20 protein-coding genes are annotated in these 21,141 nt (G+C 71.8%); 9 read left to right on the forward strand and 11 right to left on the reverse strand.

Annotation, left to right across the window (positions count from 1 at the left end; genetic code table 11):
- Positions 1 to 49: 49 nt before the first annotated feature.
- Entirely contained in the window at positions 50 to 1,900 is a 1,851-nt protein-coding gene (locus J2W20_RS14835; RefSeq protein ID WP_307007465.1) for a DUF4012 domain-containing protein, read from the reverse strand.
- A gap of 224 nt (positions 1,901 to 2,124) precedes the next feature.
- Between J2W20_RS14835 and J2W20_RS14840 the strand changes: the two genes are divergently transcribed.
- On the forward strand, positions 2,125 to 2,841 hold the full coding sequence (locus tag J2W20_RS14840; protein ID WP_307007466.1) for a CPBP family glutamic-type intramembrane protease: 717 nt from the start codon (positions 2,125 to 2,127) through the stop codon (positions 2,839 to 2,841).
- A 51-nt stretch (positions 2,842 to 2,892) separates the two neighbouring features.
- Here J2W20_RS14840 and J2W20_RS14845 read toward each other — a convergent pair whose 3' ends face one another.
- The 3 genes from J2W20_RS14845 to J2W20_RS14855 are packed head-to-tail and all read right to left on the reverse strand — an operon-like array spanning position 2,893 to position 4,375.
- Entirely contained in the window at positions 2,893 to 3,453 is a 561-nt protein-coding gene (locus J2W20_RS14845) for a DUF6993 domain-containing protein (protein ID WP_307007467.1), read from the reverse strand.
- A 6-nt stretch (positions 3,454 to 3,459) separates the two neighbouring features.
- Complete coding sequence (locus tag J2W20_RS14850) at positions 3,460 to 3,624, reverse strand: hypothetical protein (protein WP_307007468.1); 165 nt, start codon at positions 3,622 to 3,624, stop codon at positions 3,460 to 3,462.
- Between the two features lies 1 nt (position 3,625).
- On the reverse strand, positions 3,626 to 4,375 hold the full coding sequence (locus J2W20_RS14855) for a class E sortase (protein ID WP_307007469.1): 750 nt from the start codon (positions 4,373 to 4,375) through the stop codon (positions 3,626 to 3,628).
- A gap of 153 nt (positions 4,376 to 4,528) precedes the next feature.
- On the opposite strand from J2W20_RS14855, the gene J2W20_RS14860 reads away from it, so the two are divergent.
- Positions 4,529 to 5,452 carry an alpha/beta hydrolase family protein gene (locus J2W20_RS14860; protein WP_307007470.1) on the forward strand — a complete coding sequence of 308 codons (924 nt, stop codon included), beginning with the start codon at positions 4,529 to 4,531 and terminating at the stop codon, positions 5,450 to 5,452.
- 195 nt (positions 5,453 to 5,647) lie between these two features.
- On the opposite strand, the gene kynU is transcribed toward J2W20_RS14860, so the two are convergent.
- Both kynU and J2W20_RS14870 read right to left on the reverse strand, forming a co-directional pair.
- A complete protein-coding gene (kynU, locus tag J2W20_RS14865; protein WP_307007604.1) occupies positions 5,648 to 6,943 on the reverse strand; it encodes a kynureninase in 1,296 nt (431 codons plus the stop codon).
- Between the two features lie 9 nt (positions 6,944 to 6,952).
- Complete coding sequence (locus J2W20_RS14870; RefSeq protein ID WP_307007605.1) at positions 6,953 to 7,744, reverse strand: tryptophan 2,3-dioxygenase; 792 nt, start codon at positions 7,742 to 7,744, stop codon at positions 6,953 to 6,955.
- 234 nt (positions 7,745 to 7,978) lie between these two features.
- Here J2W20_RS14870 and J2W20_RS14875 point away from each other — a divergent pair, with 234 nt between their 5' ends.
- On the forward strand, positions 7,979 to 9,235 hold the full coding sequence (locus J2W20_RS14875; RefSeq protein ID WP_307007471.1) for a DUF2254 domain-containing protein: 1,257 nt from the start codon (positions 7,979 to 7,981) through the stop codon (positions 9,233 to 9,235).
- Between the two features lie 30 nt (positions 9,236 to 9,265).
- Here J2W20_RS14875 and J2W20_RS14880 read toward each other — a convergent pair whose 3' ends face one another.
- On the reverse strand, positions 9,266 to 10,666 hold the full coding sequence (locus J2W20_RS14880; RefSeq protein ID WP_307007472.1) for a hypothetical protein: 1,401 nt from the start codon (positions 10,664 to 10,666) through the stop codon (positions 9,266 to 9,268).
- A 244-nt stretch (positions 10,667 to 10,910) separates the two neighbouring features.
- Between J2W20_RS14880 and J2W20_RS14885 the strand changes: the two genes are divergently transcribed.
- Complete coding sequence (locus J2W20_RS14885; protein WP_307007473.1) at positions 10,911 to 11,912, forward strand: aldo/keto reductase family protein; 1,002 nt, start codon at positions 10,911 to 10,913, stop codon at positions 11,910 to 11,912.
- Between the two features lie 100 nt (positions 11,913 to 12,012).
- Here J2W20_RS14885 and J2W20_RS14890 read toward each other — a convergent pair whose 3' ends face one another.
- Positions 12,013 to 12,849 carry an SDR family NAD(P)-dependent oxidoreductase gene (locus J2W20_RS14890; protein WP_307007474.1) on the reverse strand — a complete coding sequence of 279 codons (837 nt, stop codon included), beginning with the start codon at positions 12,847 to 12,849 and terminating at the stop codon, positions 12,013 to 12,015.
- A 241-nt stretch (positions 12,850 to 13,090) separates the two neighbouring features.
- On the opposite strand from J2W20_RS14890, the gene J2W20_RS14895 reads away from it, so the two are divergent.
- From J2W20_RS14895 to J2W20_RS14910, 4 genes are all read left to right on the forward strand, one after another.
- Entirely contained in the window at positions 13,091 to 14,992 is a 1,902-nt protein-coding gene (locus J2W20_RS14895; RefSeq protein ID WP_307007475.1) for an FAD-binding monooxygenase, read from the forward strand.
- 165 nt (positions 14,993 to 15,157) lie between these two features.
- Entirely contained in the window at positions 15,158 to 15,913 is a 756-nt protein-coding gene (locus tag J2W20_RS14900; RefSeq protein WP_307007476.1) for a mechanosensitive ion channel family protein, read from the forward strand.
- 69 nt (positions 15,914 to 15,982) lie between these two features.
- Positions 15,983 to 16,489, forward strand: a complete 507-nt coding sequence (locus J2W20_RS14905) for a PRC-barrel domain-containing protein (protein WP_307007477.1) — start codon at positions 15,983 to 15,985, stop codon at positions 16,487 to 16,489.
- On the forward strand, positions 16,486 to 16,899 hold the full coding sequence (locus J2W20_RS14910; protein WP_307007478.1) for a LapA family protein: 414 nt from the start codon (positions 16,486 to 16,488) through the stop codon (positions 16,897 to 16,899). The genes J2W20_RS14905 and J2W20_RS14910 overlap by 4 nt, the downstream gene beginning before the upstream one ends.
- Positions 16,900 to 16,970: 71 nt before the next feature.
- Here the strand turns inward: J2W20_RS14910 and J2W20_RS14915 are convergent, their stop codons facing one another.
- Positions 16,971 to 17,696, reverse strand: a complete 726-nt coding sequence (locus tag J2W20_RS14915; protein WP_307007479.1) for a Pr6Pr family membrane protein — start codon at positions 17,694 to 17,696, stop codon at positions 16,971 to 16,973.
- A gap of 103 nt (positions 17,697 to 17,799) precedes the next feature.
- Entirely contained in the window at positions 17,800 to 18,771 is a 972-nt protein-coding gene (locus J2W20_RS14920) for an aldo/keto reductase (protein ID WP_307007480.1), read from the reverse strand.
- 131 nt (positions 18,772 to 18,902) lie between these two features.
- Between J2W20_RS14920 and J2W20_RS14925 the strand changes: the two genes are divergently transcribed.
- Positions 18,903 to 19,334 carry an SRPBCC domain-containing protein gene (locus tag J2W20_RS14925; protein ID WP_307007481.1) on the forward strand — a complete coding sequence of 144 codons (432 nt, stop codon included), beginning with the start codon at positions 18,903 to 18,905 and terminating at the stop codon, positions 19,332 to 19,334.
- A gap of 86 nt (positions 19,335 to 19,420) precedes the next feature.
- On the opposite strand, the gene J2W20_RS14930 is transcribed toward J2W20_RS14925, so the two are convergent.
- Positions 19,421 to 21,007, reverse strand: a complete 1,587-nt coding sequence (locus tag J2W20_RS14930) for a Na+/H+ antiporter (RefSeq protein ID WP_307007482.1) — start codon at positions 21,005 to 21,007, stop codon at positions 19,421 to 19,423.
- Between the last annotated feature and the right edge of the window lie 134 nt (positions 21,008 to 21,141).

The following is a 21,141-nucleotide window of genomic DNA, read 5'->3' on the forward strand; positions in this document are numbered from 1 at the left end:
TAACAGTCAGTTCTGCAACCGCCCGCGACTAAGGCGCTACACGGACACGTTACCGAGCTACATCTTTGCATGAAAGGGCCGCTTGAGAAAAGGCGGGCTTATTAACAGTTGGTGTCGAAATCAATCCCGGCGTTGTTTCCGCGTGCTCGCCGCCCAGGAATTGGAGGCGGAGGGTCGTCGAGGCGCCGGGGGCCAGCGATATGTAGGTCTGCGCGACGGGGTATCCGCCGTCGGCGTCGCGATGCACATTGAGCGGCTTCGAATCCTTCCACGCGCCGAGGAAGACGGCGGACTGGGGCGCGTAGACATTCACCTGGGTCTTCACAACTCCCGCCGGGACCCCGAACACGCCGCCGCCGGTCACATATCTCGGAAGGGCCGTGGCCGCGTCCGCCGGGGCCGTGCTCGTCAGCGTCACCTCGACCTGCCAGGCGGGCCTCCCGTCCTGCCGGCACATGGCCCCGCCCACGCGGTAGGCCTCGCGCAGGTAGTAGTCCATCTTGGCCCCCGTTGCGTCATTGAGGTACACGCCGAACGAGTCCTTGGAGGAGCTGGAGGCCGGCGGCCAGCCGGAGAGGTCCGCGGCCGCTATCGCGTCCTGCTCCTGCTGGTTCGGGCTCCACCCGAGGAGCCTCCGCTCCGAGGCCGCGTGGCCCAGGGCGTCCAGCATGGCCTTGGGCTGGAAGCCTCCGGCGGCGACCTTCTGGAACACGGCCGCGGCGGCCGTGGCGAAGAACTCGTCCTTCTGCTGCACCACGCGGTAGTCGGCATAGGCATCGCTGAGGAGGAGCTTGACGGCGTTGCCGCTGTCCATCGTCTCCCCGCCCGGGAGCTTGACCGGCCCGGTCGCCTTGAGCAGGTAGCCGAGGGCCACGGGGTCGAGGGAGAAGACCCCGTCCACCTTCTGCCCGAACTGGCGTCGCCACATCTCGGTGGCGAGGCGGGCGCTCAGGGGAAACTGCGGGGTGAGGTTCACGTCCTGGAAGTACTGGCCGGTGATCGGCTCGTAGAGGCCCTGGGTCTGGTCCGACAGCGGCAGGACCGGTTCCTCGAACGGGCCGATGTTCTTGCCCGCCGACTGCCGTCCGAGCGAGATCTTCCCGTGGTCCACCCGGACCTCGGCGGCGGCGCCGGGGATGCCTCCCGTGGCCCGCAGCTCTGCGTTGTTCTGGAAGAGCACCAGATACGTGCGCGGGGCGTCGCTGCCCATCATGGCGGGAAGCACGCTCGTGGCCGTGTCCGCGGCGGAGACCTGCTGCGCCGCCTCGTCCACCACGGTCTTGAAGCGCTCGAGCCCGTCGCGGACCGGGGGCAGCGTCCCGTTCGCCGGCGTGAGCGCCGCGAGCTGGGCGGACGCGTCCTGGAGCGCCTTGTCGGCCTGGACGATCGCGGGGCGCGCGGCCGTGACCGGCTTCAGGTCCACGGCGCCGTGGGACGGCTTCAGGCTGGCGGGGCTGAGGGTCCCGGCGACGTCGGCCAGCGGCAGCACCGCCTGGTGCGTGACGGTGCCGAGGATGTTCGCGAGCTGGGAGACCGTCGAGAAGTTGCTGCCCACGAACGGCACGTGGCCCGCGAGGCTCCAGATCGGATCGTCCACGTAGGAGCGGCCGGCGTCGACGTGGGCGGCGAACTGGCGGGCTGAGTCCTGGGCGTCGCCGCCCTGGCCCGCGACCACCTGCGTCTGGACCACCTTGGCGAGGCGCTGGGCCTCGGCGATCTCCTTCTGGGCCAGGAACGCGCGCACCCCGAGCCAGGCGCAGCACGCGAGCAGGAGCAGCACCACGACGGCGGCGCCCGTTGCCCAGGCCCGCTTCCGTCCCCGCGGCCAGCGCAGGCGGCGGCCGGAGCGCGAGCCGGCCGCGCGCCGTCGGCCGCTCTCGGCGGAAGCCTCAGCGTGCACCTCTGACGACGAGCTTCTCCGGCGCAACGACTGGTCCTTCCCCCTGGGCCACACGGCAGCGAACGCCCCTGTCCGGCGATCCGGCCGTGGCGGCGACGTTCGGCACCGCCATCCTACGGGACCGCCGTGACAGGGCCGGTGGTAGCCTTCGATCCGTGCGCCGCCGGGCGCCGGATGCCCGCGATGACGGCCCTCGTGCCGCCCGCCCCTGTGAGTGGAGGACCATGGTCACGAAGACCCGCCGCCGCGTACCGCGGCTCGTGTGGGCTGGGCTCGGACTGGTCGCCGCGGTGCTGTGCGGCTGGACGGTCGAGGCCGCGGCAGCCGCCCGCCTCGACCCGGCCCTGCTGGGGGTCGCCGCGTATGTGCTCGTCTGGGTCCCGCTCGTCCTCGGGCTGGCCCTGAGCTTCGCCGGGGAGACCCTGCGGGACGCGGCCGCCTTCCTCGGGCTGCGCTTCCGCCCCATGGACCTCCTGTGGGGCGTGGGCATCGGGTGCCTCGCCCGCGCGGCCGACGCCCTCGTCCGGATGGCCGCCACCGGATCGACCGGCCTGGCGCCCCAGCCCACCCTGAGCTCGATCGGCGGCCTGGGCGTGCAGGCGGTCGCCCTCGGGATCATCGCGCCCGTGGTCATCGCGCCGGTCCTCGAGGAGACCTACTTCCGCGGGCTGGTGCTGCGCTCCCTGGCCGGCGCGCTCGGCCGGCTCTCCGCCCCGGCCAGGTGGGCCACCGCCGTCGTCATCACCGCGGCCGCGTTCGCCCTGGTCCACGCGCTGCTGCTGGCCGGGACCCCGGGCGAGGCGGTGCTCACCGGCGTCTCGACGTTCCTGTTCGCGCTCCTCGCGGGGGCGGTCGCCGCCGCGACCCGGCGGCTCGGCGGCGCCATCGTGGGGCACGTGGTCTTCAACGGGCTCGGCGTCCTGCTGACCTGGGCCGTCTGACCCTGGGCCGTCTGACCCAGCCGTCCGCCGAGGAGTACGGGCCCAGGGGGATCAGGCCTTCGGCTGGCGCCCGATCAGGCAGGTCCCCTGGGCGACCGGCGCCGCGACCTCGGTGGAGATGCTCGCGTCCGACCTGACGAACTGCCCCACGAGGCAGTCGCCGCCCACCCGGACCGCGACGGTGAGGACCGGGGCCTGGAGGTTGGCGCTCGTCTGGTCCGCACTGCGCTGCATCGCCGAGGGCGCGAAGCCCGCGGCCTTCAGCGCCCCGGTGAGGGTCGCCGCGTCGACCGAGGAGGACGACGCCGACCGGGCGGCACCGTCCAGGGCGCGCCTGAACACCTCGAGGTTCTCCGCGGCCGAGGCGCCCGGGTCGAACCGGCTCAGGCTGCGGGCGGGCGACGACGTGGGAGCCGGGGTGGCCGGCGCGGCGCTGGCGGGCCTCCCGGCCCCGGTCGGGGCGGTGGGGGCTGCGGTGGATCCGGCGGTGGAGCCGCGGGCAGCCGCCCCCAGGTCGAGTCCCTGCAGCGCGCCCGCAAGCCCGATGGCGCCGACCGCCAGGAGCACCACCAGCACGGCCGCCCACACGAGGTTCTTCATCCGAGTGTCCATGCCGTCCTACGCGCCGTTGCCGACGGTGGCCTGGTCATCGACGAAGGTCGCGGCGAGCCACGGGAAGACCCACTGGTCCAGGACGATGAGGAGCACCGCGACCATCAGGGCGAGGACCAGCACCCGGACGAGGGTGGGACCGGGAAGGGACCTCCACAGGGCTCGGTACATGTCAGCCGTCCTTCGCGAGGATGGGGGCGAGCTCCGCGGGCGGTGCCGTGTCGAAGCCCACGAAGGTGCCGTAGGCGGCCAGCCGCTCGAGCGGCGGGAAGATGGCCGGGTAGCACGTGGTCAGGGTGATGAACCGCTCGCGCGCGGCCGCGCCGGACACGGTGGGCACGGCGTTGAGGACGTCGATCGCGTCAGGCTGGACGAACTGGAAGTTGCGGAACGTGTACGTGTACCAGCCGAGGGAGGTCTGGATGTAGACCTTGTCGCCGAGGCGGAGCTTGCTCAGGTTCAGGAAGCTGTTGCCGTAGCCGATGTCGTGCGCGGCCACGGCGAAGTTCCCCTGGCCGCCGGGCATGGCCGTCCCGGTGTAGTGGCCCACGCCGGCCGTGACGCTGTTGAGGACCCGCTCCGTGTCCACGGCCTGCCGCACGATGCGGCGCCAGCCGTCGCCGAGGCGCGGGATGTAGATGACGCCGATCGTGTCGGCCACAGCGGGGGGCTCGGCGGCGACGGGAATGGTGGCCGCCGCCGGAGCGGCCTTCGGGCCGGCGGTGCCGCCCGAGGGCTGCGGCGCCGGAGCCGTCCGGGGGGCCGCCTGCGGCTTGGCCTTGAGCTGCTGGGTGAGCTGCCTGCTCTGTTCGGCGGCAACCTTGTCCTGGCGCAGCCCCACCACCCACGGGTTGACGTACGCGTACCAGAGGATGAACAGGCCGATAATCACCGCGAACGTGATCAGCAGCTCCCCGGTCACGCCCAGGGCCTTGAGCAGCCCTGTCCGGTCTGCCGTACCGCGTCTCGCCGCCACGTTCCTCCCCCACAGCTTCCGCTTCCAGCCCTTCGAGGATACAAGCTCGGCCGCGCCGTTCGTGCCCGGGGCCGTGCTGGCGGCGCTACCGTGAGCAGCATGGCCACGCTCGATCCCGTCCGCGTCCCCTACGGCCCCCACCCCGACCAGTGGGCCGACCTGTACCTCCCGGCTCCCGGCCCGCGGCCCGGACCCGGCGGCCGGCGCGACGACGGCGGGTGGCGAGGGGTCGCCGTCGTGATCCACGGCGGCTACTGGCGGGAGAAGTACACGGCCGAGCTCGGCGTCCCGGTGGCCCGGGACCTCGTCGCGCACGGCATCGCGGCGTGGAACCTCGAGTACCGGCGGGCGGCCGCGGACGGCCCGGGCGGCACGCCAACGGCGGGCGACGGCGGGTGGCCGGCCACGTTCCTCGACGTCGCCGCCGGGATCGACCGGCTCGCCGACGTGGCGGGCCTCGGAGTCCTCGCGGACGACGACGCCGCGCGGCTCGCAGGGGTGCTCTCGGCGGGGCGGGTGGTGGGCCTGGGGCACTCGGCCGGCGGGCACCTCGCCGTCTGGGCGGCGGGCCGTCATCGGCTCCCAGCGGGCGCGCCCGGCGCGGCCCCGGATGGAGCGACCCCGGATGGAGCGGCGGGCGCGGGGCCGCGGGTGGCGCTGCGCGGCGTCGTGAGCCAGGCCGGCGTGCTCAGCCTCGCCGAAGCGGAGGCCCGCGGGCTCAGCAACCACGCGGCACGGAACCTCATGGGCGGGGCGTCGGCCGACTCGGCCGAACTCGCGCGGGCGTTCGCCCTGGCCGATCCGATGTGCGCGCTGCCGATCGGGGTGCCGGTCCACGCGGTCCACTCCCGCGACGACGAGGCCGTGCCGTTCGCCCTCTCCGAGGACTACGTGGCCGCAGCCCGCGCGGCCGGCGATCCGGCGGTGCTGCACGTGACCACCGGCGACCACCGGGCCGTGATCGACCCCGGCCACGAGGCGTACCGGCTGTGCCGCTCGCTCGTGGAGGAGCTGCTCGGCTGAGGCCGCGGCGGCGCTGGGGCACCATGGGCGGGTGGGCATCCTGAAGACCGCCGTCCTGTTCGTCCTCGCCGCCGCGGCGGAGATCGGCGGGGCCGACGTGACCCCTCAACTCTGGGACATGACCCCACATCAACGTTGAGGGGTCATGTCCCTGCGATGAGGGGTCATATCCCTGTCATGTCCCTCAACCGGAGGTCAGGCGAGGTCCCCGAGGGCGTCGCGGATCGCCTCCATGCCCGCCTGCAGCTCCGCGAACGAGGTGCTCAGCGGCGAGAGCCCGATCCGCAGCCCGTGCGGCGGCCGGAAGTCGGGGATGACCCCCCGCTGCCACAGCAGCGCCGTGACCTCGCGGAAGCGCGGGTGGTTCACGGTGATGTGCGAGCCGCGCTCCGCCGGATCCCGCGGACTCGCGAGCTCGACGCCGAGCGGGGCCAGGAGCGCGTCGTGCAGGGCGATGGCCCGCTCGGTCAGGGCCACGGACTTGGCCCGGACGGCGTCCATGCCGGCCTCGGCAACGAGCTCGAGCATGTGCTTGAGCGGCTGCATCGCGAGGATCGGAGGGGTGCCCGTGATGAAGCGGCGCACATCCCCGGCAGGCTCGTAGGCGTGGGTCATGCCGAACGGATCGGCGGCCCCCATCCACCCCCAGATCGGCTGGCGGAGGCGGCCCTGGAGGTCGGAGCGGACGTAGGCGAACGCGGGTGCCCCTGGGCCGCCGTTGAGGTACTTGTACGTGCAGCCGACCGCGAGGTCCGCGCCCCACGCGTCCAGCTCCACGGGCACGGAGGCTGCGGAGTGGCACAGGTCCCACAGGATCAGCGCCCCGGCGTCGTGCGCCACCTGGGTGATGGCAGCGGCGTCGGCCATGAACCCCGAGCGGTAGGCGACGTGCGAGAGGAGCACGACGGCGGTGCGCGGCCCCGCGACCGCCGCGACGTCCGCGGGCCGCACCCCGGTGAGGGGGTCCGCCTCGATCCAGGCGATCCGGGTGCCGCGCTCGGCGGCGATGCCCTCGACGATGAACCGGTCGGTCGGGAAGTTGTCCCGGTCGAGGACGATCTCGGTGCGCCCCTCCCCCGCGGCGGCCTGCGCGTCCAGCGCCGCACGGAGGAGCTTGTAGAGCAGCACGGAGGTCGAGTCCGCGACGATCGTCTGGCCGGCGGCCGCGCCGAGCACCACCTCGCCGAGGCGGTCGCCCACGGACGTGGGCTCGTCCATCCACTCCTCATCCCAGGCGCGGATGAGCCGCTCGCCCCACGGGCCGGCCACGAACTCGCCGAGCTTCGCGGGCGTCTCGGCGAGCGGACGGCCGAGCGAGTTCCCGTCGAGGTAGGCCACGACCGCCTCGCCGTGCGGGCCGGCAGGCCGCAGGAAGCGGTCGCGGAACCGCGCGAGGGGATCGGCGGCGTCGAGCGCGGCGGCGGTGAGGTCGCCCGCGGCGGCGGCCAGGGCGGCGTCGTGCTCGGCGGCGCCGAACTCGGGGGCGTCCATGCTCACGGCTCAGGCTCCGATCTCGGTGCGGACGGCGTACAGCTCGGGGAAGAACGTCAGGTCCAGGGCGCGCTGGAGGAAGCCGACGCCGGAGGACCCGCCCGTGCCTCTCTTGAACCCGATGGTCCGCTGGACGGTGCGCAGGTGCCGGAAGCGCCAGAACTGGACGTTGTCCTCGACGTCCACGAGGGCCTCGCACGCCTCGTAGAGGCCCCACGGGGCGTCGTCGGACTCGTAGATCTGCCGGAAGACCGGCACGAGGGCCGGTTGCAGAGTCCAGGGCTCGGTGACGTCCCGCTGGAGGATCTCGGGCGGCACGGCGTAGCCGGCGCGGGCGACGGCGCGCAGGAACTCGTCGTAGACCGTCGGCTCCGCGAGGAGCCCCTCGAGCAGCGCCTGAGCCTCGGGCTCGGAGCTGAAGACCTCGAGCATGCGCCGGTGCTTGTTGCCGAGGATGAACTCGACGGCGCGGTACTGGTACGACTGGAACCCCGAGGCGTTGCCGAGGAAGCCGCGGAACTGCGCGTACTCGCGCGGGGTGAGGGTGGCCAGGACGGTCCACTGGTCCGTGAGCTGCTTCTGGATCGCCTTGACGCGGGCCAGGCACTTGAGGGCCATGCCGAGGTCGTCGGCGGCGAAGCGCGCCCGGGCCTCCCGCAGCTCGTGGAGCATGAGCTTGAGCCACAGCTCCGAGGTCTGGTGCTGGATGATGAACAGCATCTCGTCGTGGTGCTCGGGGGCGCTCACCGGGTGCTGGGCGTGCAGGAGCCGCTCGAGGTCGAGGTACCTGCCGTAGGTCATGGCGCCGCGCAGGTCGGTGCGGATGGAATCTTCGATGTCGCGGACGCCCTTGGCCACGGGTTCTCCTTGCCTGGTTTTCGTGGTCGGCCCTTTGTGGGGGCCGTCACACGATCGTAGCGGGAGAGGAGGGCGCCGAATCACCGCCCATCTTGACCGATGCTGGGCAGCGGTCCGACAGTGTCCTCTGTGAGGCGCGAGGCAGTCCGCGAATACTTGGCCGGTGCGCTCTGGGCGATGCCGACTGCTGCGGTCATCCTTGCGCTCATCCTCGGGGCTGGACTGTCCTCGGTCCTCGTCGATCCCGCCTCTCCGTTCGCTGTCCTCCTGTTCCAGGGAACGTCCGACGACGCGCGCAACCTCCTCGTGAGCATCGCCAGCACCATGGTCACGGTCATCGCCCTCGTGCTCGGCCTCACGGTGGTGGCTCTCCAGCTCGCGTCGACGCAGTTCAGCCCTCGGCTGCTGAGGAACTTCCTCCGCGACCTCCCCAATCAGCTCACCTTGAGCATCTTCGTCGCGACCTTCGCCTACAGCACCGCAGGGCTGTACACGGTCGGCATTGCCAGCGGGCAGCGCGTCGAGACCTACCCTCGACTAGCCGTCAGCGGCGCCTTGTTCCTTCTGTTCGTCAGCATGGTCATGCTCGTCTTCTTCGTGCATCACCTCGCCCATTCGATCCAGATCGACCATGTGATGAAGGGCGTCGAGAAGGCGACGCTGGGGGTGCTCGAGCGCTCCTTCATAGCGGGCGATCCGCAGGTGAGCCTCCCGGGGCCGCCCGAAGGCGCGGCCGTCCTGGAGGCGACGCGGTCCGGGTACGTCCAGGCGATCCATGCCGAAGCCTTCGTCGGGGCTCTGGAGGCCAGAGGACTGAGCGCCCGGATCGTGCCCATGGTCGGACGCCACGTCGTCGCCGGGACGCCGCTCGCGTGGGTCTGGGACACGGACAGCACCGGCCCCCGTTCCCTCGACCCGCAGTCTCGGACCGAGCTGCGCCGGGCCCTCATGCGAACCGTCAGGGTCGGGTACGAGCGCACCCTCGAGCAGGACATCGCCTTCGGCATCCGCCAGCTCGCCGATATCTCCTCCAAGGCGCTCTCGCCCGCGGTCAACGACCCGTACACGGCGAACCAGGCTGTGGACCACCTGGCCTCGATCCTCGCTGCCCTCACCGTCCGGCAGCACGGCCCTTACGCCGTGAAGGACCGGCAGGGACTGGTACGGCTGCACGTGCCCGCGCGGGACTTCGAGTACCTCCTGGAGCTCGCCCTCGGCCAGGTGCGCCGCTATGGGGCCAACGAGCCGCGCGTGGTCCGCGCTCTCCTGCGGGTGTGCCGCGATGTCGGATCGCTCAGCGGGGAGGACCACCGCACCGTCGTCCGTCGCTACGTCGAGACGCTCCTCGACGACGTCCGGCGCATGGTTCCCCAGGCTGCGGACCGCGAGCCCCTGCTCGCGGAAGGGGCCGCGGTTCTGGCAGCGCTGGCCTGACTTCCGGCGGCAGACCGCGGCGGAGCGCCCTCAGAGGCCGTCTTCGGCGAGGCCCTCCTCGGCCTCGGCCTCGGCGTTCCGCGTCCCCCGAGGCCTTCCGGCCTTCACCCAGGCGCCGAAGAGGCCAGCGGCGATCAGGCCGGCGGCGCCGAGGCTGATGGCGGGGAGGCCGCGGGCGAGGTTGGCGGCCAGGGTGAAGGCCACGACCAGGGCGCCCGCGGCGTTCAGCACCAGGTGGCCGCGCCGCCCGTCACGGTGGGAGAACAGGGCCATGGACAGCAGCCCGGCAAGGAAGCTCAGGAAGACGGACACGGCGTAGAACAGCACGAGCTCCTGGTCGTCGCCGCCGGCGGCGGCCGTGGCGGCCGCGGCGAGGACGGCGAACACGACGGTCCCCCAGTAGGGGGTGTGGTGGACGTTGGTCCTGCCCAGGGGCACGGCGAGGATCCCCACGTTCTCGCCCCGGGCGGTCGTGTGCCGGGCAAGGGCCTTGAGCAGTCCGGGGCCCGCCTGGAAGGACGAGCTCGCGGCAGCGAGCAGCAGGAGCGCCGTGACCAGCTGGAACGCGGCGAAGACGGGGGCCGGGGCCACGAGGCGCGCCAGCTCGGCGATCTGGGTGCTCTCAGCCGGTGGGACGCCCACGCCAAGGCGGACAGCCTCGAAGGTCAGGCCGAGGGTGATCGCGCCGACGACCGCGAGGGTCAGCCACAGGGTCACCCGCCCGAATCCGACGCGTCCGGCATTGTCGAGCTGGCCGAGCTGGGCGATGGCCGAGGAGGGCGCCTCCACCCCGGTGGCCAGCGCCATCGCCACCGGGAACGCGAGCACGACGGCCAGGACCGGGCCCTGCCCGGCTGCCGTTCCCGGGTTCACCGCGGCGTGGGGCTGTGCGAAGAGCCCGAAGGCCAGCACGATGACGGCAACCGCGATGAATGCGAGTGTCATCGCAGCGAAGACCAGCCGCCCCAGATGCCCGAACCAAGTCATGCCGCCGACCACCAGCACCAGCGCGACGGCGAGGACGAGCCGCCACGGTGCGAGGACGGGGAAGTAGGCGATCACCGCAGAGGCGCCGGCTGAGACGCTGATCGCGATGGTCAGGACGAAATCCACCACGAGCGCCCCGATCGGCAGGAAGGACCAGCCATCACCGAACGCCTCCCCCACGGCGGCCGAGGCACCCCCGCCGCCCGGGTACCGTCCCACGAGCTGGCGGTAGTTGAGGATCACGAGCGCAATGATCGCCACCACGAGCACCATGGTGGGCGCGAGCAGGGCCAGATCGCCGTCCAGCGCGCGCAGGGCGGCCTCGATCGCGTAGGCGACTGAGGAGACCGGGTCCGCCATCACCGCGAAGGCGAACCCCAGGAGCAGGGCGGACCGTGAGCGCAGCAGGCCGGGACCGGACTGGGATGGGATGCGGGACGACATGCGCACGGGAACCTCCGGGCCAGGAGCAGGACCGACTTCAATGCCGACCAGACTTCCCGGCGCACCTGCCTCAGGATAAGGCCGCGGGGCCGCCCGCGGAGGGGCCTTTGCGGAACCTTTGCGTGCGAGGCCGCCCGCGGGTCGTACGCTCGCAGTTCTCGGCATCCTCCCTGCGTCTTCCCTCCATCGCTCAAACGGCGTAGACACGGGAGGGACAGCCCGCCCATCCCCAAGGAGCACCACCATGCGCTACCGCAAGCTCGGCAGTTCAGACCTCGAAGTCTCGGAGATCTCCCTCGGCTCGTGGCTCACCTTCTCCGGCGGCATCGAACAGGAGCAGACCCAGGCCTGCACCGAGGCCGCCTTCGACGCCGGCATCAACTTCTTCGACACCGCGAACGTCTACGGGCGCGGGGCGTCGGAGACCGCGTGGGGCGACATCCTCTCGGCTCATCCTCGCGACTCCTACATCCTCGCGACCAAGGTCATGGGCCAGATGTCCGACGACCCGGCCGAGTCCGGCCTCTCCCCCGCGCAGATCGCCAAGCAGATCGACGCCTCGCTCTCGCGGCTGCAGACGGACTACGTGGACCTCTACCAGGCGCACCGCTTCGACACGTCGGTGCCGATCGAGGACACCGTCGAGGCCTTCCAGAAGGTCGTCGAGCAGGGCAAGGCCCGCTACCTCGGCTTCAGCGAGTGGACCCCGGAGCAGATCCAGTCCGCGATCGACATCGCCGGGCCGGACCTCTTCGTGTCCTCGCAGCCGCAGTACTCGATGCTCTGGCAGGCGCCCGAGGCCGAGGTCTTCGGGCTGTGCGCGGCCAACGGCATCTCGCAGATCGTCTGGTCCCCGCTCGCGCAGGGCGTCCTCACCGGCAAGTACAGGCCCGGCCAGGACATCCCGGCGGACAGCCGCTTCGCCAACGACTCCATGAATATGGCCAAGGACCTGGTGCTGTCCGACCCGGTCCTCGAGGCCGTGCAGCGCCTCGTCCCCATCGCTGAGGGCGCCGGGATGAGCCTGCCGACCATGGCCCTCGCATGGGTCCTGCGCCGCAGCGAGCTCGCCTCCGCGATCACCGGCGCGTCCCGCCCCGAGCAGGTGCACGCGAACGCGGCCGCGTCCGGGGTGGAGCTGTCCGCGGACGTCCTCAGCGCGATCGACGAGGCCCTCGGCGACGTCCCGGTCCGCGGACCGAGGCTTGCCCCCAACGCCCGGGAAGGGGTCCTGCACCGGGGCTGACGGCTCCGATCCGCGGGGCGGCCGGCGCGGAAGGCGAGGGCGCGCGCCGGCGGTGTCCACGCGCCGTCGTGCACCCGGCCGCGCTGCGGCCCGGCTGGCCTCAGGCCCCCGGTTCCCCGGCGACCCAGGCGCGGGTCACCCCGAGCACGCGCTCCCCGTCGAGGTCGGCGAGCGAGGCGCCGACGAAGCGGACCGCGGCCTCGGAGGTCTGCCAGCGGAAGCGGTAGTCCGCCGAGGTCGCGGCATCCGCGATCACCGCCCCGGCCTCCGCGGCGGCCTGGGCCCCTGCGAAGGCGCCCGAGGCGCGCGCGAGGTAGGCGTCGAGCTGCGCGCCGTACGCGCCGATGTCGGCGGGGCGCTCGACGTTCGCGACGAACTCGCTCGCCACCGCGGCCGGCTCGACGACGCTCACGCGCACGCCGAACGGCTCGACGACAGGCGCGAGTGACTGCATGAAGCCCTCGATGGCGAACTTCGCACCGCAGTACGCGTCCGCGAACGGCTGGCCGACGGCCCCGCCCACGCTCGTCACGGTCACGATGCGGCCGTGGCGGCGCTCCCGCATGCCGGGCAGGACGAGCTTGGCCAGGTGCACCGGCGCGAGGTAGTTGACCTCGAGCTGGTCCCGGACCACTTTCATCGGCAGCTGCTCGGCCGTCCCGACGCAGCCCCTCCCGGCGTTGTTGACCAGGACGTCGATCCGGCCGTGGTCGGCGGCCACCGCGGCCACGAGAGCCTCCGCGGCGGGGTGGTCCACGACGTCGAGGGCGCGGATGTCGAGCACGACGCCGGCCGCCTCGGCCGCCGCTCGGAGGTCCCCGGCCCGCGTGGTGTCCCGCATCGTCGCGACCACGGCCAGGCCGCGGCGGGCGAGTTCGACGGCGGCATGCAGCCCCATCCCCGACGAGGTTCCTGTGACGAGCGCAACATCAGGCATGCGCACACGGTATCCGAGCGCACCCCTTCCGCCGACCGGAGTCTGGGATCCGAGACCCCGCCAGAGCGCGCGAAGAGCCGCCGACGGCGCCCGTTACCCGGCCTTGTGGCGCGCCCCACTCCTCGCGTACCATCGTTGTGAGCGATATTAGAACACCGTGTTCCATTATCGAACACAGCAGATATCGGACAGGCAATGCGATGGCGAGTGGTCGCCACCCCACAGAGAAGTGAGGAAACCCGTGCAGTTCCACCATCACGGCTACGTCTCCACGAACCCCAAGGTTCAGCCGGCCGCGGGCGTCGGCCTCAACCGCCCCGAGGAGCTCCCCGACCAGGTCGACGTCCTGATCATCGGCACGGGCCCCGCCGGCATGATCACCGCCGCGCAGCTCTCCCAGTTCCCGGACGTGACCACGCGCATCATCGAGCGCCGCCCCGGCCGCCTCGAGATCGGCCAGGCTGACGGCATCCAGGCGCGCAGCGTCGAGACCTTCCAGGCGTTCGGCTTCGCACCCGAGATCATCGCCGAGGCCTACCACATCACCGAGATGAACTTCTGGAGCCCAGACCCCGAGGACCCGCACAACATCGTGCGGACCTCCCGCGCGGTCGACGACGAGATGGGCATCAGCGAGTTCCCGCACCTGATCGTGAACCAGGCCCGGGTCCTCGACTACTTCGCCGACGTCATGCGGAACTCGCCGACCCGGATGACCCCGGACTACGGCTGGGAGTTCCTCGGCCTCGAGATCGGCGAGGGCGAGTACCCCGTCACCGTGCGGATCGTCGGCTCGGGCCACGACAACCAGGGCCAGGAGCGCACCATCAGCGCCAAGTACGTGGTCGGCTCGGACGGCGCGCGCTCCAAGGTGCGCGATGCGATCGGCTGCGAGATGAGCGGCGACCGCGCCAACCACGCGTGGGGCGTCATGGACGTCCTGGCCAACACGGACTTCCCGGACATCCGCACCAAGTGCGCCATCCAGTCCCACGACGGCGGCAGCATCCTGCACATCCCGCGCGAGGGCGGCTACCTGTTCCGCATGTACGTGGACCTCGGCGTGGTGCCGGATGACGACCACGGCAAGATCCGCCAGACGCCCCTCGAGGAGATCATCGCCCGCGCGAACAAGATCCTCCACCCGTACAGCGTTGACGTGAAGAGCGTCGCCTGGAACAGCGTCTACGAGGTGGGCCACCGCGTGACCCACCGCTTCGACGACGTCCCCACCGAGCTCGCCGGCACCCGCACCCCCCGCGTGTTCATCACCGGCGACGCGTGCCACACCCACAGCGCCAAGGCCGGCCAGGGCATGAACGTCTCGATGCAGGACGGCTTCAACATCGGCTGGAAGCTCGGCCACGTCCTCGAGGGCCGCAGCCCCGAGAGCCTGCTGTCGACCTACACCGCCGAGCGCCAGGTCATCGCGCAGAACCTCATCGACTTCGACCGCACCTGGTCCTCGATGATGGCCAAGAAGCCCGAGGAGTTCGAGAACCCCCAGGAGCTCGCCGACTTCTACGTGCGCACCGCGGAGTTCCCCGCCGGGTTCATGACCGAGTACACCGAGTCCATGATCGTGGGCGCTCCCAAGCACCAGGCCCTCGCCACCGGGTTCCCCGTGGGCAAGCGCTTCAAGTCGGCCCGCGCCGCCCGGATCTGCGACACGAACCCGCTCCACCTCGGCCACCTGGCCGCGGCGGACGGCCGCTGGCGCATCTACGTCTTCGCCGATGCCGCCAAGCCCGGCACGCCCGACTCGACGCTCGCCAAGTTCGCGGACTGGCTCGCCACCGACCCGGCCTCCCCGGTCGTCGCGACCCCGGACGGCCTGGACCGCAACGCGTGGTTCGACGTCAAGGTGATCTACCAGCAGGACCACCGCTCCTTCGACCTGAACGACGTCCCCGCCGTCTTCAAGCCCCAGGTCGGCGAGTTCGGCCTGAACGACCTCGAGAACGTCTTCGGCACCCTGGCCGACGACGACATCTTCGCCGAGCGCGGGATCGACCGCGACGGCGTGGTCGTGGTGGTCCGCCCCGACCAGTACGTCGCCGACGTCCTGCCCCTCGCGGCCACCGACGAGCTCGGCGCGTTCTTCGCCGGCGTCCTCAAGGGCCGCACGGCAGCGCAGGTCTGAGCAGGCCGGCCGGCCGCTTCGCGAAGCACGACGGCGCGGGGTCGCCTTCCGTACGGGAGGCGGCCCCGCGCCGTCGTCGTCCGCGGAATGTTTCTCGGAGCGCTCGGAGGGGAAACCTCGAACCACTCGAGCACCACGCGAAACACCCGAACGGAAGGCACTGCCATGATTGACTCACTCACCGCGGGTCTCGCCGAAGTGGCGCGGTTCGTCCCCCAGTTCCTGCTCTTCCTCGTCATCCTCATCGTGGGGCTGCTGGTGGCCAAGGCCATCGCCAAGGCGCTCTCCCGGCTCCTGACCAAGGTCGGGTTCGACCGCTGGGTCGAGCGCGGCGGCGTCAAGCGGGCCCTCGCCAATTCGAATCTCGACGCGAGCGAGATCGTCTCGAAGATCATCTACTACGCGCTCGTGCTCTTCGTGCTCCAGTTCGCCTTCGGCGTCTTCGGGCCCAACCCGGTCAGCACGCTGCTGGCCGCCATCATCGCCTTCCTGCCCAAGATCGTGGTGGCCATCATCATCGTGATCGTGGCCGCCGCCATCGCGGCCGCGGTCAAGACGCTCATCCAGGGCTCGCTCGGCGGCCTCTCGTACGGCCGCACCCTGGCCAACATCGCGAGCATCTTCATCATCGGGATCGGCGTCATCGCCGCCCTCAACCAGGTGGACATCGCGGTCACGGTCACGACGCCGATCCTCATCGCGGTCCTCGCGGCGATCGTCGGCGTGGTCATCGTCGGTGTCGGCGGCGGCCTCATCAAGCCCATGTCCCAGCGCTGGGAGCGCTACCTCTCGCGGGCCGAAGAGGAGGCCCCGCGCGTCAAGGCCCACGCCGAGTCCGCTCCCCCGGCGAGCGAGCAGATCAAGCAGGCCGCCCGCGCGCACATGCCCGACTCGTCCGACGGCGGCGCCCACAAGTACTGAGCGCACACTGGTACTGACGGCGTGCGACCTGGCCAGACAACGACACCCCCGCGCGAAGGAGGAACCGCGATGCTCACCAACGCAGACCTCGAGGACCTCAAGGACGGCCACGGCGACGTGGTCTCCCAGGACGGGGAGAAGATCGGCGGGATCGGCGACTTCTACCTCGACGACGAGACCGACGTCCCCACGTGGGTCACGGTGAAGACGGGGCTCTTCGGGACCAAGGAGTCCTTCGTGCCCCTCGAAGGGGCGAGGATCGCCGAGGAGAACCTCGTGGTCCCCTACTCGAAGGAGCACGTCAAGGACGCCCCCCGGGTGGACGCGGACGAGCGGCTCGAGCCCGGCGAGGAGGACCGCCTCTACCGCCACTACGGCCGCTCGGCTCCGACGGCGCTGGCGGACACCGAGCGCGCGCAGAACGAGGTGGCCCTGCAGGAGGGCCCAGTCGGGAAGCAGCTGCGGGAGGGCCGCCTCCGCAGGCACCCCCTCGGAACCAGCATGAACCAGCCGATCCCGGTGCAGACCACGCCCGCCGACGGCACCCCGGTCGAGACGGACAAGGAGTCCTCATGAGCACGGATCCCGCTGAGGGACACGACGTGACCAGGTCGCGGGTCCCCGAAGGCTCGTCCGTTCCCCCGCCCTCAGCTCGGCCGGCCTCCGGCCCCGCCTCCGAGACTCCGCCCTCCGGGGTCTCGGAGGAGCGGCCGGGGCGGCAGGGCGTGTCCCGCGCCGGGGCCACCTGGACCGCGGTTATCGCGGGGCTCGTGGTGTTCATCCTGCTCGTGGTGTTCTTCATCCAGAACCAGGACATGGTCCAAGTCCACTTCCTCGGCCTGATCGGGCCGGTGCCGCTGGGCCTGGCGCTGTTCATCGCGGCGGTCGCCGGCGGGGTGCTCGTGGCGATCGCCGGGGCCATCCGCATCATCCAGCTCCGCGCGGCCGCGCGCCGCGCCCGGCGCACCACGCCCCCGGGGCGTTAGGGAGCATCTGTCCTGAACCGGGGCGCTCCCGTCTTGGCGGGAGCGCCCCGGTTCAGCTGTGTCTGGGGCCGTCAGGGGCGCTCCGGGCCGGCTCGCCGCCTCCCGCCGCCGGCGAGCGCCGCGCGGACGTTGCCCGCGAGGTGGATGAGGAAGGCCACCACAAGGAAGGCGGCCAACACCTCGCCGGTGGTCACCAGCACGGCCGGCCAGCCGCCGTCGAGCGTCGGATCGAGGAAGCTGTACACGTACCAGCCGTCGATCCCTCCCCGGATCCACGAGAACGCGAGGAACGCCGCCGGGTACGCAATCCAGGCCAGGGGGCGCCACCAGCGGCCGCGGACGGTCCGGGTGACCAGGAGCCAGTCGATGGCCATCACGAGCGGGACGATCCGGTGGTGGATCATCTGCGGCCAGTACAGCTCAAGGGTCCACCATGGTTCCTCGGGCGGCGCCACGAGCACCACGTAGATGATGCCCGTCATGACCAGGTAGAAGGCCAGGGCGCCGAAGAGGTGGTCCCACCAGCGCGGGAGACGGGTGCGGGGCCAGGCCGCCGAGGCGACCAGGACGAGCGCTGCGGCCAGGTTGGACTGGACCGTGAACTCGGAGTAGAGCTGGGGGATGTCGACGTCGTTGGTCGGCAGGGTGGCATCGAGGGTCTTCTGGATGAGGGCAACCAGCGCCGCGACCCCCACCAGGGCGCGTGCGAGGCGGATCCAGAGGCGGTCCGGATCCAGCGCATGCTGTGCCCCCGGGGCATGGGCTCCCGAGGGGAGCAGGGTCGGTGTCCCGCGCATCGCCCCAGTGTGCTCCGGCTCCCGGGGCGGCGCCCAGAGACAAAAGTACTGTGGTCCCTGCCCCCTCAGGGGGTTGCGGCCCCCGCTCAGGGGACAGCCGCGCTCAGAACCCCGAGGGCATCCTGGGCGTGTAGTGCTCCTCGAGGACCGAGGCCTCTTCCTCGGTGAGCGCCAGGTCGAGGGCAGCCGCGGCATCCGCGAGGTGGTGGGGCTTGGTCGCGCCGACGATCGGCGCGGACACCACCGGATTGCGCAGCACCCAGGCGAGCGCGACCTGCGCCATGGGCACGCCGCGGTCCTGTGCGACCTTCTGGAGGGCGTCGACGATCGGCCTGTTCACCTCCCCTGAGTAGCGGCTCTGGAGCGGGTCCGTGGTGGCGCGCTCGGTCTGCTGGTCGCTCCAGGGCCGGGTCAGGCGGCCCTTCGCGAGCGGGCTCCACGGGATGCTGCCCACGCCGGTCTCGGCCAGCAGCGGCATCATCTCGCGCTCGTCCTCGCGTTCCACGAGGCTGTACTGGTCCTGCATGGACACGAAGCGGGTCCAGCCGTTGGCCTCGGCGGCGTGCTGCATCGCTTGGAACTGCCAGGCCCACATGGACGAGGCGCCGAGGTAGCGGGCCTTGCCGGCCTTGACCACATCGTGCAGCGCCTCCATCGTCTCCTCGACCGGGGTCTCGGGGTCGAAGCGGTGGATCTGGTACAGGTCCACGTAGTCGGTGCCGAGGCGGCTCAGGGACGCGTCGATCTGCTCCATGATGGCCCTGCGGGACAGGCCGCGGCCGCCGGGGCCCTCATGCATGGGGAAGAACACCTTGGTGGCCAGCACCACGTCCTCGCGCCGCGTGTACTCCTTGATGGCGCGGCCCACGATCTCCTCGCTCGAGCCGTAGCCGTAGACGTTCGCGGTGTCCCAGAACGTGATGCCGAGCTCGACCGCCTGGCGGAACAGCGGCTCGGCCGCCTCATCGCCGAGGGCCCACTCGTTGTAGCCCCGTGAGGGGTCGCCGAAGCTCATGCAGCCGAGGGCGAGGCGGCTCACGCGGAGCCCGGAGGTGCCGAGGCGGGTGTACTGCATGGGAGGGACGTCCTTTCGTCAGCGGTACGGATGAGACCGACGCTACGCCGCCGGGCCACCACGAGGGAGGCCCTGGCAGGGCGAGGATCGGACGGTTGAACCGCCCCGACCGGATGTCCGAGGCTGGGGGGATGAGTGAAACCGTCTGCCGTGTCCGCATCCGCTGCACACCCGAGGCCCTGTGGTCCGCGCTCACCGACACCGACGTGCCCCGGCCGTGGATGGGCGGTGGGACGGTCCACAGCTCCTGGGCTCCCGAGGCGGCCTACGAGATGCGGGCAGCCGGTGCAGAGGTGGCGCTCGGGCACCTCATCGCGATCGACCCTCCGCGGCGGCTCAAGGCGACCTTCGACCCCCGGTGGGACCCGGCCGTGGTGAACGAACCGCCGGGAACTCTCGAGTACCGCATCGAGGACGCGGAGGAAGGCCTCTGCGAGCTCACGGTCACGATTGCGGGCCTGCAGGGCGCCTCGGCGGCGAGGGTGGAGCGGGAGGCGCCGGGGACCTGCTCCCGCCTGAAGGAATGGATCGAGGCCGGCGGCGCCCGGGGCGGGCGGGGGTGACCGGGCGCCCCGGGGCGGGCGGGGGTGACCCCCAGGAGGTGACCCCCAGGAGGTGACTCCCAGAAGCTGATCCTCAGAAGGGGCGCTCACTCGGTCTCCTGCTGGCGGCCCAGGCGCACCTCCTCGGCGTCGAGCTCGCCCTCGATGGTGCGCAGCACCGTGTCGTCGATCGTCTTCTCGTCCCGCAGGCGCACCACCGTGGCCCGTTTGTGGCCGATCAGCGCCAGCCGCAGCCGGGCGTACTGGCGCGTACGCACCACGGCCGGGTGGTCCTCGTCGTCGAAGCCGGCGGTCATCGCCGCCAGATGTTCGTCGTACTCGGCATGAATGCGCTCGAGCACCTCGTCGTCCACGTTGATCTGGCGGGCCAGATCGGGCAGCGCCTTGAACGCCTCCTCCGTGGCCGTGCGCTTGGCGAGCAGGATCTCCTCGGTGACCTTCGTGTCCTCGGGGATGCGGGACCACCGGATGACCCTCGGCAGCACGGAACCCTGGAGCGCCAGTGACGCGACCACCACGAAGGCCGTGACGAACACGATGACGTCGCGCGCCGGGTAGTCCTGCGGGACCGCGAGCGCGACGGCGAGCGAGACCGCGCCCCGGACGCCCGCCGTCGTGCTCATGACCCGGGCGCGGTTCGTGGTGCGGAGCTTGCGCTGGTGGGGCCGGCGGTCCACGGCCCTGATCACGTACGCCGAGACCACGAGCACCGCCAGCCGCGTGACGAGGATCGTGCCGTACACCGCCGCGCCCACGAGCAGGACGGTGCCCAGCGGCTGCCCGTGCCCGGACTGCCCGGCGAGGATTCCGCCCATGGCAGAGGGCAGGGCGAGGCCCACCAGGACGAACAGGGCGCCGTTGAGGAGGTAGCTGCCGATCCGCCAGACGGCGGCCGTCTGCTGGCGGGTGTAGGCGGAGATGGTGAGCGGCGCGGCCTGGGAGATGTACAGCCCGCACGAGACGACGGCGAGCACGGCCGAGGCGTGGACGAGCTCGCCCCCGAGGTACGCCACGAAGGGGGTCAGGAGGGTCGCGGCGTTGCCGGCGAGCGGGTTCTCGATGCGCCGGCGCACGGACAGCGAGGCCCACGCGACGGCGACGCCCACCGCCACGCCGCCCACGAACGAGTACAGGAACTCGCCCGTGACCATGAGCGGGGTGATCTCCACGGACCCGGTGGCGAATCCGACCGCGACCCCGTAGACCACGAGCGCCGTGCCGTCGTTGATGAGGCTCTCGGCGTGCAGCACGGTCATCTGCCGGCGCGGGAGGAGCCCGTGGGCGATCGCCGCCACCGCTGTTGCGTCCGTGGGCGCGAGGGCCGCCCCGATGATCCACGCCGGCCCCCAGTCCATCCCGAGCGCGTGCGCCACCGCCGCGACGGCAGCCGCGGTGAGGACCACGAGCAGCGTCCCGCTGAGGATGATGCCGCGGATGAACCTGCGGATCTCGCGCAGCGACGTGGTGAGGCTCTCCCAGTACAGCAGGGCCGGGAGGAACAGCAGCAGGACCGTCTCCGGCGGCAGCCCCACACCGCGGAACTCCGGGACCAGGGTGAGCGCGAGGCCGAGGATCACGAGCAGGAGGGGCTGGGTGATCCTGATCCTGGGCGCGAGGAGGCTCGCGACGACCACCGCCGCCCCCAGGGCGACGACGAGTTCCAGACCGAGCATGTCCAACCTTTCGCGCAGGGCCCCGCACTGAATGTAACGCCGCGCCGCGGCCCGTGGGAGGCACTCCCCGTCCGAGGACCGGCCCTGCCTCCCGCCGACGGCCGCGAGCGCGTTGACTGGTGTGGTTACCCGCT

Source organism: Sinomonas atrocyanea, from assembly GCF_030812675.1.
Classification (GTDB): Bacteria; Actinomycetota; Actinomycetes; order Actinomycetales; family Micrococcaceae; genus Sinomonas; species Sinomonas atrocyanea_B.

Excerpts from the sequence above, each read along its gene's own strand:
- J2W20_RS14905 (WP_307007477.1), top strand. The coding sequence starts at position 15,983 with ATGCTCACCAACGCAGACCTCGAGGACCTCAAGGACGGCCACGGCGAC.
- J2W20_RS14925 (WP_307007481.1), top strand. The coding sequence starts at position 18,903 with ATGAGTGAAACCGTCTGCCGTGTCCGCATCCGCTGCACACCCGAGGCC.
- J2W20_RS14930 (WP_307007482.1), bottom strand. The coding sequence starts at position 21,007 with ATGCTCGGTCTGGAACTCGTCGTCGCCCTGGGGGCGGCGGTGGTCGTC.
- J2W20_RS14915 (WP_307007479.1), bottom strand. The coding sequence starts at position 17,696 with ATGCGCGGGACACCGACCCTGCTCCCCTCGGGAGCCCATGCCCCGGGG.
- J2W20_RS14870 (WP_307007605.1), bottom strand. The coding sequence starts at position 7,744 with ATGACCTACGGCAGGTACCTCGACCTCGAGCGGCTCCTGCACGCCCAG.
- J2W20_RS14880 (WP_307007472.1), bottom strand. The coding sequence starts at position 10,666 with ATGTCGTCCCGCATCCCATCCCAGTCCGGTCCCGGCCTGCTGCGCTCA.
- J2W20_RS14885 (WP_307007473.1), top strand. The coding sequence starts at position 10,911 with ATGCGCTACCGCAAGCTCGGCAGTTCAGACCTCGAAGTCTCGGAGATC.
- kynU (WP_307007604.1), bottom strand. The coding sequence starts at position 6,943 with ATGGACGCCCCCGAGTTCGGCGCCGCCGAGCACGACGCCGCCCTGGCC.
- J2W20_RS14850 (WP_307007468.1), bottom strand. The coding sequence starts at position 3,624 with ATGTACCGAGCCCTGTGGAGGTCCCTTCCCGGTCCCACCCTCGTCCGG.
- J2W20_RS14920 (WP_307007480.1), bottom strand. The coding sequence starts at position 18,771 with ATGCAGTACACCCGCCTCGGCACCTCCGGGCTCCGCGTGAGCCGCCTC.
- J2W20_RS14875 (WP_307007471.1), top strand. The coding sequence starts at position 7,979 with ATGCCGACTGCTGCGGTCATCCTTGCGCTCATCCTCGGGGCTGGACTG.
- J2W20_RS14910 (WP_307007478.1), top strand. The coding sequence starts at position 16,486 with ATGAGCACGGATCCCGCTGAGGGACACGACGTGACCAGGTCGCGGGTC.
- J2W20_RS14900 (WP_307007476.1), top strand. The coding sequence starts at position 15,158 with ATGATTGACTCACTCACCGCGGGTCTCGCCGAAGTGGCGCGGTTCGTC.
- J2W20_RS14845 (WP_307007467.1), bottom strand. The coding sequence starts at position 3,453 with ATGGACACTCGGATGAAGAACCTCGTGTGGGCGGCCGTGCTGGTGGTG.
- J2W20_RS14860 (WP_307007470.1), top strand. The coding sequence starts at position 4,529 with ATGGCCACGCTCGATCCCGTCCGCGTCCCCTACGGCCCCCACCCCGAC.
- J2W20_RS14890 (WP_307007474.1), bottom strand. The coding sequence starts at position 12,849 with ATGCCTGATGTTGCGCTCGTCACAGGAACCTCGTCGGGGATGGGGCTG.
- J2W20_RS14840 (WP_307007466.1), top strand. The coding sequence starts at position 2,125 with ATGGTCACGAAGACCCGCCGCCGCGTACCGCGGCTCGTGTGGGCTGGG.